The sequence below is a fragment of the Actinosynnema sp. CS-041913 genome (genome assembly GCF_050942485.1).
GTDB lineage: Bacteria > Actinomycetota > Actinomycetes > Mycobacteriales > Pseudonocardiaceae > Actinosynnema.
Window position 1 is genome coordinate 2,094,463 of record NZ_CP192037.1, and the last position, 13,976, is coordinate 2,108,438.

Consider the following 13,976-nt stretch of genomic DNA (forward strand, 5'->3'; position numbering starts at 1 on the left):
CCGGGGGCTGCGCAGGGTGGCGAGCTGTCCGGATACCAGGGCACGGTCCTTCCCTTCTCATGAAGCCGGACTTCGCAACGTTCGGCGTCGAGGTCACCCAGGCGCAGCCCGAGGGCCTCACGAACTGGCCGACGACAGCTTCCAGACATCCGCATCTCGGCAGAAGCGGACATTCGGGGAGCGGGGACGCTCGGCGGAGCCCCGCCTCAGACGCATACAACGGTCGTCTGCCCGTACGGGTAACCATATTCTACCCCCATGGACCTGGTGATATGGGGGACCATGGACGAATGGGTACAGTCCGTACGGACCTGATCGCGGAGCCGGTGGGCGTTGCGGTCCGAGTCACCAGGGCGGCCGCAGCACCGCCCGCCGTGCTGACCACCCACACGGCGGCACAGCTGCAACGAGTCGTCGGGAACGCGGCGGTGGGAATGCTGGTCGCGGCCGGTGCGCAGCGCACGGTGCCGGTCCAACGGTGCGGCCAGGTGCCGCCCGAGGAATGCGGCTGCCACGACGATGACGTGAAGCCCGCGCCCGCCGTCCAGCGAGCGGTACAGGTGCACGATCCGACCGCCACCCCGCCCGGCGCACCCGCCGGAACTACCAACGCCACGATCATCGACGGGTACGTCAGGTCGCTCTGCTCGGACTTCAAGGTCTCCGGCACCCAGGTGGAACCGGTCAGTGGAGCCTGCCGCGCCCCACTGGCCGGCGGCACGCCATTGTCCTGCGACTGCCTGTGCACCATGCACCAGCTCGCCACACCACTCGGCGCCCCGATCACCTGGACGATCGTGGTCGACGACTCCGACTGGCCGCACACGGACCCCACGAGCCGGACCGTGACCGTCCCTTCAGGGTTCTCCGCCGTCGAGTACGGTTACTGGAACCGGAGCTCCCGCCGCAGCATGTACCAGAACTGGCGGGTCCTGGCACACGAGATGTGCGGGCACGCTCGGCTGTTCGCCGCCGGCACGCATCCAACCGGTCCGCCGTCGGGCCACGGCGGCCGGCCCAGCCACGACCCCATCGTCATGATCGAGAACGCGATCTCGGCCGAGCACGGAATCCCCGCCGCCGAGCTGCGCGGGCTGTTCGCCGATCCACATCACGGTGAATCGATCGCCCGGATCATCTTCGCGGAGTTCCCGAACAACTCGACCCGGGTCTCGGCCCTCCCTCCGGCCGAGTCGGCCAAGCTCCGCGTCGCGACTGCGTTCATGAGGAAGGCCGGGGTGGAGGCCGACGTCATCGGCCACTCCGACCAGTCCGGCTCCGCCGCGGTCAACAACCGGGTCTCCCGCTCCCGAGCCGAGAACATCAAGGCGAACCTGATCGGCCGTAGCGTGCGCGCCGGCCAGTTCATCGCCGTGCGTGGCGTGGGCTCAACCGAATGCCCCGCCCCCGGCCCCCAACCGAGCTGCCGTAGAGTCGAATTGATCATGTTCGTGCTGCGCGGCGGCAGCCTCACGCATCCCTAGAAGGAGCGGCATGCCCCGGATCATTCTCCGGTTCCGCCCCACCACCCTGGCCAGCCTCGACCTCGCCGCCGTCCAGGAACGCGCCGCCCGGCTCTCCCGCTGGCAGGCCGAGGTCGTCGACACTCGCCTGTTCGACGCAACCTTTCTCTCCGCCGTCCTCACCATCGCCACCATCGACGACGCCGCTGTCGCCGAGCTACGCGCCGCCTTCACCGACCTGCCCGGCACCCAGGCCTACGTGCTCCGCGCCATCGGCGACGAGCACCCCCTCGACCAAGCCGGCCAGCAACTCCTCGACACCGCGGGACGCGCCTTCCCCGCCTAACAAGACCAACAAGACCAGCCAGGTAGAACAATCGTAAACATAGGCCGCACCCCAGACCGCCCGCTTCGCGGCATGACAGTGCGTTGCGGCGCGAAAGGGATCTCTGTACGGCGTCAGTCGGGTGGGCTTGGCGGGTGGGGTGGCAGTGGGCGAGCGGTTCCTCGGCCGCGTGCTGCCGTTCTCGACAGGCTGACGGGCCTGTGCGCCGCCATCCCTCCGCTGGGGTGGTGTGGTGCGTTGCGGTGCTGGGAGTGGGGTTGTTGGTGGCGCTCTCTGAATAGGGCTCTGACACACATTCGATGACGCCGCTAGGCCATTCAGGTTCGGGCCAGGACGCGGCGGCGGAGGGAACCGAAGCTCGCACGGCCGAACATGGCCCGCTTGATCAGCTTCAACCGATTCACGCAGCCCTCGGTCGGACCGTTGCTGTGCGACAACGTCAGCCCGGCGAGGAGTGCCACGCGCGTCGTGATCTTGCATGTTGATCATTTCATGTGGTTGTCGCTGATGTGATCGCTGTGTTATCCCTCCAGTTGTCCGCTCTGCGTGTGGAGTAACCGTCCGGACCGGTGCTTCGGTCGTGCTGCTTGCGAGGCCGACGCGGACGGCGGCGTGCCCGCAGTGCGGAGCTGACTCGAGTCGACCACGATGACCTCAACATCGGAACGCGAATCTCCCGCGCGGACCCGACAAAACTCGGCAGCTACACCAGGTCGGCATGACCCGTGACTTCACCACGAACCCGCCGGACTCTACTCAAAGTGGAGGATCCCAGGCTTGTTGTGACCGATAGTGGAACGAACGCGGCGGATCAGGGGCGGTTATTCGTTGCGCCTCGATGTTTGAGTAGATCTTCCTGGCCTGGGAGTGGTCAAGTCCCAGCGTCTGCTCAGCATGGGCAAGCGTACGTCTCGTACAGCGTGACTGCCTTGAGGCCACCCATCGATTGATAGACACCAGCCAGGTTTTTCCGCGTAGTCAGGCGTATCTGGGTGGTCGGGTTCCAGCACCCGTTCGTTGTCGTCCAGCGTCGACTCGAAGAGCGGCGCCCAGGCTTGAAGCCAGCGGAGTCGCCGACAGCAGGCCGGTCTGTCATAGTCGCCTGTGTGGGAGAGTCAGTGGGGTAAGCGCCTCGACAACACGGAGGACATCAGATTATGCACCGCGAAGTAGTCAAAATATGGTTGATAGCGTTGCTAGGTGCCGCTGTCCTGGAGGCAGAGGATCTAATCAGGATTTTTCGTAATGCAGGTGGACAGTTCGTCGAAGCTAAATGGATATGGCCTTTGGCCGCCGCACTCGGTGTCACCGTGTTGGTCAATCCTCACGTTAGACGCCTCTGGCCTCGGCTCACCAGTCGCATTATGCTCGCACTATTCGTCTCCGTCGCATTGTCGGGACTCGTGGCTATTGTTGGCCCACTTCGGGTAATGCAGTTCCTGATCCTTGCAGGCATTGGGGCGCTGATGGCGGCGTGGGTCTTGGTTCTGCCGCGCCGACTCGCTCCACCTTTGTCGGTCGAGAGCTTGAAAGCTCTCGAGGGGCGGGACCGTATAGAACTCGTCGATGCTCGACTCAAACGCCAAAACGAAGTGCGCACCACAGCGTTGCAGGCTGTAGCTGGCACGGCCGTCCTGGTCGGGGCCGTGCTTGCCTTCCAGCAGTTTACCGAGGATCGTCAGCAGGCGACAACTAGCCAAGAGCTGACCCGGCAAGGGCTAGCCAGCGAGCGATTTACTCGCGCGATCGACCAACTCGGCAGCGATAGACTCGAAGTCCAGATCGGCGGCATCTACGGGTTGGAGCAAATCGCTCAGCAAGCACCGGACAATCGTTTGACGGTTACTGAAGTTCTGGTTGCTTATATACAACGCCGTAGCCAGCGGTCAAACGAGCCCACCACAGGGCCGCCGCGAGCGTTGCATGCTCGCGCCCCTGAGGTACACGCGGCACTTTCGGTCCTCATGCGCCGTAACGCGACGGTTGACGATCCTGAACTCGACCTCAGCGGACTCGACCTCAGCGGCGCAGAGGTCAAGGACCAATCTCAGGCCTCTTCCGAGGGGGATCGCGTATATAAGGCGGCGGACCTCCAGAGGGTGAACCTGCGAGGTGCGGATCTTCGCGGAGCGAGCTTCTTTATGGCACTCATGAGCGGAGCAGATCTTCGTGACACGGATCTTCGCGGAGCAAGACTCAAGGAGGTGCATCTTGTCGGAGTTGATTTTCGCGGTGCCGACCTTCGTGGCGCCGATCTCGTCAGCGATTACAGTGGGTTCTTCCTGGGCCTAACGGGACGGCCTGAAAAGTTTAAGGACTCTGGAATCAAGACGGCAAGGTTCTCTGGCGCTCGGGCTGATGAATCTACGAAGTGGCCGGAGGGGTTTGACTGGCGGGCTGCTGGCGTAAAGATGACGTAGACCATCACGAGCGTACACTGGGCACCGTTGCACGCGTCGGCGCAGAACAGAAACGGCTCAAACACATCTACAAACCTTGTGTGCGGGAGAGTCGGCCCGGCAACCACGGCGTCCCAGCCGCCACCCAACGGGGTGCCACGATCCATGGCAGTTGATCATGGTGTGTGCTTGCCGTCGAGTTGTTCACAGTGCTGTTTCCTCATCTGTCGGCTTTGCGTGTGGACCGGGTTGATCGGTCGGGCGCGTCGATCACGTTGCATGCCAAGCCAACAGCGGGGACGGCATCGTGTCCGCAATGTGGAACGGAGTCGGCACGCGTGCACAGCCACTACCGACGGAAGGTCGCCGACCTGGCTACTGCCGGGCAGGAAGTGCTGCTGTATTTGGAGGTTCGCCGGTTCTTCTGTACCAACGGTGGTTGTGGCCGACGGATATTCGGCGAGCAGGTGGATGGTCTGACTGTCCGGTACGGGCGTCGCAGCGTGCAGTTGCGGGACGTGCTGCGGCGCATCGCGCCGTCCACACAATCGAGAAGCGTGTCGTCGACCGGACAACGGCAGCACCCCGGGCACCCGCCCCCACCCGGGGTGCAGGGCGAACCGGGCAGCACCAGATCGAGCAGGGCCCACCAGGCATCTGCGATACCGGCCGGCTCCCGCTCGTCGACTCCGCAGCGGCTCAACGCTCCCCGCACGCCGCCGACTCACGACCTGCACCCAACGCACCACGGCAGCCCCATCAACGTCCGCATCTCGGCATGAGCGGACGTTCGTAGGTACCCGCATCGAGGCACGAGCGAATATTCGTCGGATCACGAAATGCTGGACCGCCACCGCCACCGCTGGTATGGGCGACTGGTCGCCGGGGTGGGCGCGCTCTCCACTGGAGAGCATCAGGTGTGACTGGGAGGTCCGCTGTTGCGACCTAGTGCAGCTCGGCTGCCAGTTCGGCCAGACGGACGCCGTTGTATCGCCGCAACAACTCCCGTAGCCCGGCTACGCATTTCTCGTGGGGCCCGGTGTGCAGGCCGAGCTTTCGCAGCGTCTGCGCCCACTCCAGGTCATTGTCGACGACGGCGGCGAGTGACTCCAGCCCGCACTTGCCATCGACGCTGCGGTGCAACGTACGTTGGGCGGCGGGCCACCGCGCACTGATCTCGGCGAGCACGACAAGCTGTTTGGCCTCCTGCACCGACACGGGCTGTGCGGTCCGCAGTACGATCAGCACTCGCACGAAGTACTGCCACACGGTGAGGATGCGCTTCACCTCGCGCACCGAGCGCACGGGCTGGTCGCGCAGCCGTTCGAGGATGCGTGCCCGCACCTCGTCGTCGTGTTCGAGCAGTTCCATGGCCGCAGTCGTCTTCGCCTCGTTCGGCAACATCGTCGTGAAGGTGTGTTGTTGGCCGGGGTCTGTGGTTCCCTGAGCGGGTTCGGCCGTGGCCTGCGCTGTGGCGGTCTGAGCATGCGCGTGGGTGACGGGTTTCGGCAGGAGTTGGTCGACCAGGTCGTCGAGCACGTCCGGTGAGATCGCCGGGATAGGGATCGTCAACTGGATCAGCTTGCGCAGGAAGCTCCAGCCAGGGCTGGGGTCGTCGGTGTCGAGCGGCTTGTCCCGCAACGCCGAATACGTGTCGTCCAGATGCGCCGCCACCGCTGCGCTGTCGAGGCACAGCACGAACCTGGTGACGGGGAACGTCCGGTTCACGAACAGGTTGATCGCCTCGAACACCTCGGCTGTCGTGCGGGACGAGCACCTGTCGAGGTCGTCGACGAACAGCACGATGTGGTGTCCGGCCTCCTTCATGTCGTCCAATGCCGCGAAGACGTCGTGTTGCAGCAGATACAGATAGCCCGAGCGGGCGTTGCGGTAGGGGTCTCGCACTGCCTCGTCGCCGTTGTTGTCGGCGAACGCGGTACTGTTGATCGGGCCGACGAACAGTTCCGCAGGTAGGTAGTCGGCGGCGGGTCTGCGGTAGCGCCAGATCAGATTGCCGGTGCCGGCTGCCAGTGCGACCACGACGATGATCCACGCGATGTTGGCGCCCATGACCTCGGTCAATCCCAGGACTCGGTAGACGTCGGTCGACCGGGCCATTTGCGCGATGATCGGTGTCAGCAAAGCCAGAAGCGCCACCGCGAACAGCGGCGAGGCGGCTTCCTTCAACAGGGATCGCCGCAGCCGTGCCCGATCGACGCGCTCGATGTTGCGCTGGAACCAGTATCTCTCGATCACCTTGTCGTCGCGGAGGAACCTCTCGTTCACGACCCCGAGCAGGGTCCTGGTGATCCCGGCCCACACCTGCTCGCCAGTCTGGTGCGCCCACGGTTCGAACCTCGATGTGACCAGCGACGGCATGCCGTTCTCGCTCACCCTCGGCACCATCTTCTCGGTCCACAGGGCATCTCCTCGCCCACCGAGGGCCTTACGGGCTTCCCACACGCTCATCCGGCCGACCTTCTCGGCCGGGACGTCCAACCTCGGCCCGTGCTTCAGCAGCTTTGCACTGAGGTCGATCACCGAGGTCTTGCCGACCCCCCACGCACCGTCCAACGCAATCACCGTCGGGCCTGCGTACTCCTCGCCCCTCACATTGTTCTGCGGCATGACGAGTGCCCGGAACGCCTGCAGCATCCCGTGTCGGCGCAGCAGGTCCTCGGTGGCGGGCCGATCGCCGTAGCCTCGTATCCCGACCGCACGCCTCGTTGGCGGTTGAGGCTCGGCCGTTGGCACCCGGGCGATGAGTGCGCGACCGGACGCGGACTGGACCAGCACCGGGGTCTGGTTGGCGAGCTTCCGCACCTCGACAAGCACGTACTGGGCCAGTTCGTCGATGTGGACGAGTCCATCCCCGTCGAGGTCGGCGCTTCCGCTGCGTAGCCCGTCCACCAGAATACCGGTGAAGACCGAGCCTGTTTGATCTGGGTCGTCGGACACGTCGATCCGGCGGTCGTAGGAGACTTCCGTCGCACCGGACGACGACAACACCCACAGGTCGGACCTGCCGTACGTGCGGCCGACTCCGCGGGACCATTTCCCTAGGTCGAGACCCGAGTAGCAGCAATCGAGAATGATCACCGCCTGGCCCGCTGGCCCGGTGTGCGCCATGGTGACCAGCCTGTCTGCGGCGAGGGTGCTCTGCTGAAGGCCGGGGTCGCTGTCCGCGACAGCCAGTCGGAGATCGCCGTTGTCGGCAAGGAACCCGTGCCCGATGTAGTAGAGCAGGAGCAGGTCGTCGGGCTCCGAGGTCTCGACGAGCCGCTCGACCGCGCGGGTGACCTCGCTCAGGGCACCGTCGCTGTGGAACTCGACCGAGTCGAAACCGCCGATCTGCGGGTCGTCCAGCACCTTCGCCAGCGCCATCATGCCGATCCGCGACGAGGGCAACGGGGCCAACTGGCTGTGGGCAAAGTTGCTCGCACCGATCAGCAACGCCCTGCGTCTGCCAGCCATCCGACCACTCCTCGCGTGCGACAACACAAGCCATATCGGCGAGGAGCGGCTCTGCGTAACCGAGATCAGGCTCCGACGGTATGTTCAGACGTCGCAGGGCCGCTCCGATGTCGAACTTGTTTTGTGCGTCTTGCAGTCCTTCACCCCGGCGACGAGGGGCAGCGCCCAGGCAGTTCATGGGTCCCACGACACGCCGCGAAGTAGGCGGACTCCCGACCCTGGCCCGGTGGTCGGTCGTGCCGGCAGTCGGTAACCCTGATCCCGCCTCCTGCCATCTCGCTGGGCGTGGACCACGAGGACGGCGAGAAGCCCGAGGAGCTGGCCAGTTGGGGCGTGTTTCTCGGCATGGCGAGCTACGCCGAGGTGGTGCCGCGGCTGTTCGCGTGGCCAGACGTCCAGGTGCACGAAGAAACCTACGAGAACGCGGAGTACGACCAGTACGAGGCCGAGTGCGTCATCTACGACAACGAGGGTGACCGCTTCGTCGCCGAGGACTTCGCCGAGTGGCGCAGCGGCAGGTTTGCACAGGGCCTGCGGCCCTACGCCACGGCGTCGACGAGGTGGACTTCTGGCGGCTAGAGCTGACCCTCAACGAGCTGGGCAAGGCGTTCCTGGTGGTGGACAGGTTCGGGATGGACGGCGGGAGATTGTTGAGGTACGGCTGGTTGCCGACGACCGAGTCGTTCGCGCCATCGCGTTGACCATCGCCACGGTCGTCGCGCACACCTCGACTTCCGGTCCGGCAACGTCCTGCAACTCTGCTTCCTCCGACGTCTACAGGACAGCGCAGGACTCACGTCCAATGCACCCACGCGGGACGGGCCGGAGCCCGCCCCATCGGGTGCTACTCGGGGGCGGACAATCTGAAACTCGACTCCACCACCAGGCTGCCGACGCGAACCCGCTGGTCAGCACTGTTCCCATCCTTTGGTGCTCCTGCCCGAGGTCCGGTCCTCCGCAGAACGATCTCGCGCAGGGGCCGCCGCCCTGCCCGAGGTCCGGCCAGGGCGGCGGCACGTACCGAGATCACCAACCGACAGGAGGCAATGCCGCCGCCACTGGCCTCCGATAGGCCCTCGACCTCCGTTGGATGGCGCGGAAACTGCATCTCACGAGCTGCGCTCTTCGCTCGGTCGGGTCCGAGGAACCGGCGGGGGTTCAAGCCGAGGCAGGCCACGAGGCGGCCGATCGTGCGCACCGGCCCGGTCACGCCGCTGCCGGCGAATTCCAGCCCGTCGATCTCCTACGGGTGAAGACGCTCTGGTCGCACATCGACCCGCCCTCACTGCACGAGCACCCGAGGGTTCGAACGCTCGCTCCGCGGCATGAGCGAATGTCGCGGAGTTTGCAAGATCCACGTCGCAACGACGAAGAACCGACCAAGTTAACCGCCTTCCTGCTCCGTGAGCGGCCAGAACGGTGCCACGTAGATGACCGCAGGTGGTGTAAGAGCCTGCTGCGGCTGCTCGGACTGGTTGCTCTCCGGCCCGGAGCAGACCTGGGCGACCGGGTCGTAGCCTCCCTCGGCTCCGGCGATCGCCGCCTGGGGTTGACAACTTTGGGCAGCATCACGAACGGGCCGTCGGTCCTGGTCGACTCGATCACCGAGGTCTGGCCCTCGATCGCGGTCCGCATCGGGGCCGGGAAACCGGGCAGGAGCGTGCGAATCCCGCGTTCCTCCGCCGTGGCGGACGGCGGTCCGGACAGCATCGCCGCACTGAGCCAGACAGCAGCGTCCACGCCGTAAGGAAAATCAGGCCACGGATGTTCGGCAATATCCCAGCCGCTGCGGTGAACTCACCGGTGGTCATCGAGATCGCGCCAGCCGGCGCTCGATAGACACCCATGGCGTACTGGTACGCGGACAGCGGCCCCACCGGCACGGCCCTGCTGAACTGACCGGCCGCCGCAGCCGGTACCGCGACTGGCGCCTGAGCCGTGCTGATCGGCATCGTCGTCCGGGTCGCACGCATCCATGGCGCCTGCCTGAGGGCGTCGTCGGTCAGGGCCCAAATCCCGGTGCCTCCCCGCAACTGCCCGATGGCCTGTCCGGACTCCGACGTCGCCAGAATCGCCTGCTGCGCTCCCGGGTTGGTGAAGTGCACCAGGTTCGGGTTCGGTCGTGACGCCCCCAGCGCCTGCGGTCCGCCGAAGATCCGGACAGTGCCGCCGATCACGGCCCCGATCACCGCGCCGGTCCCAGCATCCACAACGTAGGCCCGTACGCCGGAGAACTCGCCGACGCCACTGTCCTGGACGCCTCGAAAAGCCGTCGAGCTCGCCGCGCCGCCGATGGCCATCGCGGTGACCACGCCGTAGCCCGCGCGGGCCAACCCGGCGCTGACCCCCGCCTGGCACCGCGAACAAGGCCAACGCCTCACCTGTCACTTGAAGTTCGGACACGCTCGGCTGCACACGCCTCGCTTGCACCTCGGCTGACCAGCGCTTCTGGTGAGCCGACTCCTGGCGTCAGACCCCCTCGGGCGTCGATGGTGGCCGCTGCGGCTTCTACTGTCCGGCGCGTTCGAAGCGCCGGTTTAGCAGACCGGCTGTGGCGGTGACCAGGGCAAGTACGTCCTCGCGGGTCACACGAAGTGCTCGGTGGTGCCGGGATCGTCGTGTGCGGCTCTACTGAGCAGGAAGAAGACGTCCTCGACGAGGAAGGCCCAGCGCTCGCACTGGTCACGATCCCGACGGGCTTTCGAGTTGTCGGATGTGCTCTCGGCGGCGCGGATCGTCTCGACGGCCTTGCGGGCTTCGCCGAGTGCCTGCATCGACTTGCGCCTACCATCCGACAACCACCCATGCAGATACAGCTTGCCCTTCGCCCGCCGGTCATGACGGGGCGAATCCGCCGGACATCTCCGCGCGGCGAAGTTCTCGGTCACCGGGCGAATCTGGGACTTCTCCTCCGGAGTCGCCCGCCGAGAGATCACAGCACCCGCACATACCGTCACTCAACCCGACAAGCCCTAATGGAAGCTTGATTCGGAATTCATTTCTCCGATGTCATGCCGTTCCACCTGTACTCGTCGTGCGGAATCCACCGTCCGCTACGATGGGTTACATGCAGAACGTCGAACTCGTTGAGGCCTGGTCGCTCTGGTTGTCCGGCGAAAAACTTGACGGATTCGCTATTCTTTCTTGGCCATTCTCTACTGGGGACGCGCGGGAAAGTTCGCAGCGTTCATGGGCGGTTTGACGGTGCTGCTCGACATAGCGGGCCCCGACCGGCTGCGAAAGCTCGCGACTTACGGCAGGCGCTTCACCGGCAGATACCGCGCGCTCAAGCCGGGCGAGTCGATAGATTCGCGGAAGGAATCGTATCCAGAAGAATTTTTTCTCCTCACCCTGTGTGCAGCAGGGTTTTACCTTTCATTGCTGTTCGCTCGCTGGGCTTACGTCTCGGGCAAGGGGTTCCCCTCGGCTGTCTTGGCGGCAATAGTGGCAGTGTCGACCCCTGGTGTCCCGTTCTTGTTTATCCTGACCGTGAACTTGATTGTCAAAATCCTCGACAGCAATCGACCGGCGCAGGCATTCAGGTGGACGGGGGTCGTGCTAATTGCCGTAGGATTCCATTTTGATTTACTGGCTTCCTGAGTCGTTGTTCGTGGAGATACCTGGCGGCTTGGTGACCCATGGCGCGGTCGGGTGTGTGGTGCGCCACGGACGCGGAACCTGCGGCTGGCGGAGGGGCCGCCATACCGGAGACGCGGCGACTTCAATGCGGAGCATGAGGAGTTCGCCGCGGATGCGGCGGTAGCCTCAGGTGGGGTTCTCCCGTGTGGCGCAGCACTAGGAGCCGGACGGTGCGGATGGTTGCAGCAGTGCCGCGAGGAATTCTTGGTCGCCGGGGAAGAACCGCGCGGTCGGGCGTTGCCCAGTTGGCGTTGCAGGACGGTGATATGGTGCCGTAGCGCCAGGATCTCTACGTCCTTATCCCGGTCGCTCAGGGGCACGTAGCAGCGCGAAGGCCCTGGTAGGCCAGTCCGAGCAGCATGGCCGGTCATCAAGCCTCGTCAGTCGACGCCACCGCGGACCTGCGGCCGCACCCATGAGCGCTGTGACCCTTCACGCTACGCACGGCTTCAACCCTGCATGGATGAAGTTGTCGGCAGGCGCGGGGTCAAAGCGATAGTTCGCGTCATCGTGCCTACGGCCGCCCATAGATTCTGAACGTCGACTTGTAGCCTGCGATGGCGGCGAGCGCTCGGTCTGGCTCGCCGCCGAAGAGGCCCGCGCGGGTCGGTGGCCAGCCTGCCCGTTCTGCCTCGAGTTCGGCCTTGATCTCGCTGTAGGCACCTCCATGGGACCACCCGCGTCGTGCCGACCGGCCATACCACCGTGTCGAGGACCCGATCGACGGGCCTGTTTGGGCGCGGTCCTGCGAGAGCAACCCGAGTAGCACTTCGGCTCGGTCGAACGCGTCGTCGTAGATTTGGTCGTCCACGTACTGCTCCGCGAACTCCTGGCGTAGCAGTACGTGTAGCCAGTCCGAGACGGCAATGGGCATGGGGTCGGTGGCAGCGGGGGGCTCGGTGAGTTCGGCGAGGGCGCGGCGAGCGTCGACCCCGGTGAGCGCGGAGCGTGCAACCACGCTGCTGACCAGCTCGTCCTCATCCGTGATCGAGCCGAACGGCACGGTGGGGTTGTTCGCCTGGAAGTACGGTTCGCTGTCGCCGTTCCAGTAGACCGGCACTTTCAGGTCGACCAGCAGTACCTTGAAGTTGTCCCAACGCTGTTGTCCCGATGCCGCCAGGGCCGCGGTGAAGGTCAACAGGAGCGCCGGGACGTGTCGCAGTCTCCTCAGTGCGAAAGGGGCGTCAGTGGGTTTTCGTGCCTCGGCGGTGATGGCGCGCAACGCCGACACCCACGCGGCCAGGTCCCGGACCTCCGCCCAGCGCGCCGCCACCTGGAGGGCGGCGCACAACGGCCGCACCAATCGCGCATAGTCCGCTACGAGTTCCGCGGAACGGACGATCCGCGCCTCACGCAACGCGCTCGCGTAAGGCGACACGATCTTGGCTCCCTGGACCGGCTCCGGCTGATGCCACATGGGCTCTTGGTACGGCAGGAAGCGTTCCTCGTCGCGCATCGCCACGAGGACACGTTGCGTCTCCTGGGAGACGAGTTCGTCGAGTTCGATGCGTCGTTCCGGGGCGAGGACCATCTCGCGCGTCAGCCGCTGCAGTACGGCGGGCCGTTCTGCGTCGCCCGCCTCCGCGACGGCGGCACGCACGGTCCGTGCGTCGAGTTTCACCGCGCCGATGAGGTTCGTGATCGTCGTGGTCAGCCTGACCGCGTTGGCCGCGTACTCCTCGCCGAACAGGTCGACGAAGTTGAGGTCGTGCAAGGTCCGGCCTCCACCCAGATCCCAGTCTGGGACCTCGCCGTCATCGAAACGCACGGGGACAAGCCACGGCGCACCGGGCGGGCGGAGCCGGAACTCCTCGACGGCCAGGTTCAGCTCCTCGTTCATGTAGGACCTGGCCTTCGTACGGGAGTTGTCCGAGAAGCAGGCCAGGAAGACGAGCGAGTCTGAGCGGATCGCGTCCCGGATCCGTCGTTTCCAGTGGTCTCCGGGAGCGAGTGACCGGCGGTCCTGCCAGTACGGGACGTCAGCAGCCTCCAACAGCGCGCACAGCTTCCGGACACGGTCGAGGTCTTCGCTGACGTAGGACACGAACACGTGCTTCGCCTCGTTGTCGGCCACCTCGACAGCGTATCGGCCCGGATTGTCCGTCTTTGTATACAGAGCACGGCTCATGCCACAGGGGTTTGCTCTCGTCTGCCGGTCAGGCGAGGCCGCACACGGTCGATTTCGCCCACGCCCGCCTGGTGCTGCTCGGTCGGAGCCTGCGTCCGTGGAGGTCTCCACAACCCAGTAGAGGCACCGCTCCGTCGGATGGACTCGACGCACCCTCCAGCACGAGAAGTTGCTGCGCCGCCTGGGTGTGGATCGGCGTCCGCATCGGCGACTGGCGCGGGGCGGCCCACCGGCACGAGACCACCGTCGACGAGGTGATCAGCAGTACGGACGCGGCGCTTGCCACGGCGATCCGCGGCCCGCGAACAGGAAGGCAGCGCGGACAACCTTGACCCAAGCGACGCTGGTGGACGACCGAGGATACCCGGGTGTCGTCGGAGTTGAGTTGGGTGATCGACTACTCGAATCAGATCGAGGCGATCGTGATCATTCCGCGTCACAAGAATGTCGGTACATAGCCCGAGGCGATGATGGAGGAGGGCGGGAGGGAGATGCGAGTCGACCGCAACCGACTGGTCGCCATCTCA

11 protein-coding genes are annotated in these 13,976 nt (G+C 65.4%); 8 read left to right on the forward strand and 3 right to left on the reverse strand.

Annotated elements, in window-relative coordinates; translation table 11 throughout:
- Window positions 1-290: 290 nt before the first annotated feature.
- The 4 genes from ACQPZF_RS10390 to ACQPZF_RS10405 all read left to right on the forward strand — a co-directional run bounded on the left by ACQPZF_RS10390 (window position 291) and on the right by ACQPZF_RS10405 (window position 4,990).
- Window positions 291-1,484, forward strand: a complete 1,194-nt coding sequence (locus ACQPZF_RS10390) for a hypothetical protein (protein WP_433270656.1) — start codon at window positions 291-293, stop codon at window positions 1,482-1,484.
- Window positions 1,485-1,494: 10 nt separating this feature from the next.
- Window positions 1,495-1,809, forward strand: a complete 315-nt coding sequence (locus ACQPZF_RS10395) for a hypothetical protein (protein WP_433270658.1) — start codon at window positions 1,495-1,497, stop codon at window positions 1,807-1,809.
- Window positions 1,810-2,966: 1,157 nt separating this feature from the next.
- Window positions 2,967-4,229, forward strand: coding sequence for a pentapeptide repeat-containing protein (locus tag ACQPZF_RS10400; RefSeq protein WP_433270659.1), 1,263 nt, complete (start codon window positions 2,967-2,969; stop codon window positions 4,227-4,229).
- 218 nt (window positions 4,230-4,447) lie between these two features.
- The gene (locus tag ACQPZF_RS10405) at window positions 4,448-4,990 is read left to right on the forward strand and encodes a transposase family protein (RefSeq protein WP_433274518.1); all 543 of its coding nucleotides are present in this window, start codon (window positions 4,448-4,450) and stop codon (window positions 4,988-4,990) included.
- A 163-nt stretch (window positions 4,991-5,153) separates the two neighbouring features.
- On the opposite strand, the gene ACQPZF_RS10410 is transcribed toward ACQPZF_RS10405, so the two are convergent.
- Entirely contained in the window at window positions 5,154-7,661 is a 2,508-nt protein-coding gene (locus ACQPZF_RS10410) for a P-loop NTPase fold protein (protein WP_433270661.1), read from the reverse strand.
- Between the two features lie 306 nt (window positions 7,662-7,967).
- Between ACQPZF_RS10410 and ACQPZF_RS10415 the strand changes: the two genes are divergently transcribed.
- The 3 genes from ACQPZF_RS10415 to ACQPZF_RS10425 all read left to right on the forward strand — a co-directional run bounded on the left by ACQPZF_RS10415 (window position 7,968) and on the right by ACQPZF_RS10425 (window position 9,429).
- On the forward strand, window positions 7,968-8,261 hold the full coding sequence (locus ACQPZF_RS10415; RefSeq protein ID WP_433270663.1) for a hypothetical protein: 294 nt from the start codon (window positions 7,968-7,970) through the stop codon (window positions 8,259-8,261).
- On the forward strand, window positions 8,243-8,383 hold the full coding sequence (locus tag ACQPZF_RS10420) for a hypothetical protein (RefSeq protein ID WP_433270665.1): 141 nt from the start codon (window positions 8,243-8,245) through the stop codon (window positions 8,381-8,383). The genes ACQPZF_RS10415 and ACQPZF_RS10420 overlap by 19 nt, the downstream gene beginning before the upstream one ends.
- 857 nt (window positions 8,384-9,240) lie before the next feature.
- A complete protein-coding gene (locus tag ACQPZF_RS10425) occupies window positions 9,241-9,429 on the forward strand; it encodes a hypothetical protein (protein WP_433270667.1) in 189 nt (62 codons plus the stop codon).
- A gap of 838 nt (window positions 9,430-10,267) precedes the next feature.
- On the opposite strand, the gene ACQPZF_RS10430 is transcribed toward ACQPZF_RS10425, so the two are convergent.
- A complete protein-coding gene (locus ACQPZF_RS10430; RefSeq protein ID WP_433270669.1) occupies window positions 10,268-10,570 on the reverse strand; it encodes a hypothetical protein in 303 nt (100 codons plus the stop codon).
- Between the two features lie 256 nt (window positions 10,571-10,826).
- Between ACQPZF_RS10430 and ACQPZF_RS10435 the strand changes: the two genes are divergently transcribed.
- Entirely contained in the window at window positions 10,827-11,282 is a 456-nt protein-coding gene (locus ACQPZF_RS10435) for a hypothetical protein (protein ID WP_433270671.1), read from the forward strand.
- A gap of 553 nt (window positions 11,283-11,835) precedes the next feature.
- On the opposite strand, the gene ACQPZF_RS10440 is transcribed toward ACQPZF_RS10435, so the two are convergent.
- On the reverse strand, window positions 11,836-13,395 hold the full coding sequence (locus ACQPZF_RS10440) for a toll/interleukin-1 receptor domain-containing protein (RefSeq protein ID WP_433270673.1): 1,560 nt from the start codon (window positions 13,393-13,395) through the stop codon (window positions 11,836-11,838).
- Window positions 13,396-13,976: the final 581 nt, after the last annotated feature.

Bases quoted from the DNA above. Each gene is read 5' to 3' on its own strand.
- ACQPZF_RS10390 (WP_433270656.1), top strand. From the start codon at position 291: ATGGGTACAGTCCGTACGGACCTGATCGCGGAGCCGGTGGGCGTTGCG.
- ACQPZF_RS10395 (WP_433270658.1), top strand. From the start codon at position 1,495: ATGCCCCGGATCATTCTCCGGTTCCGCCCCACCACCCTGGCCAGCCTC.
- ACQPZF_RS10400 (WP_433270659.1), top strand. From the start codon at position 2,967: ATGCACCGCGAAGTAGTCAAAATATGGTTGATAGCGTTGCTAGGTGCC.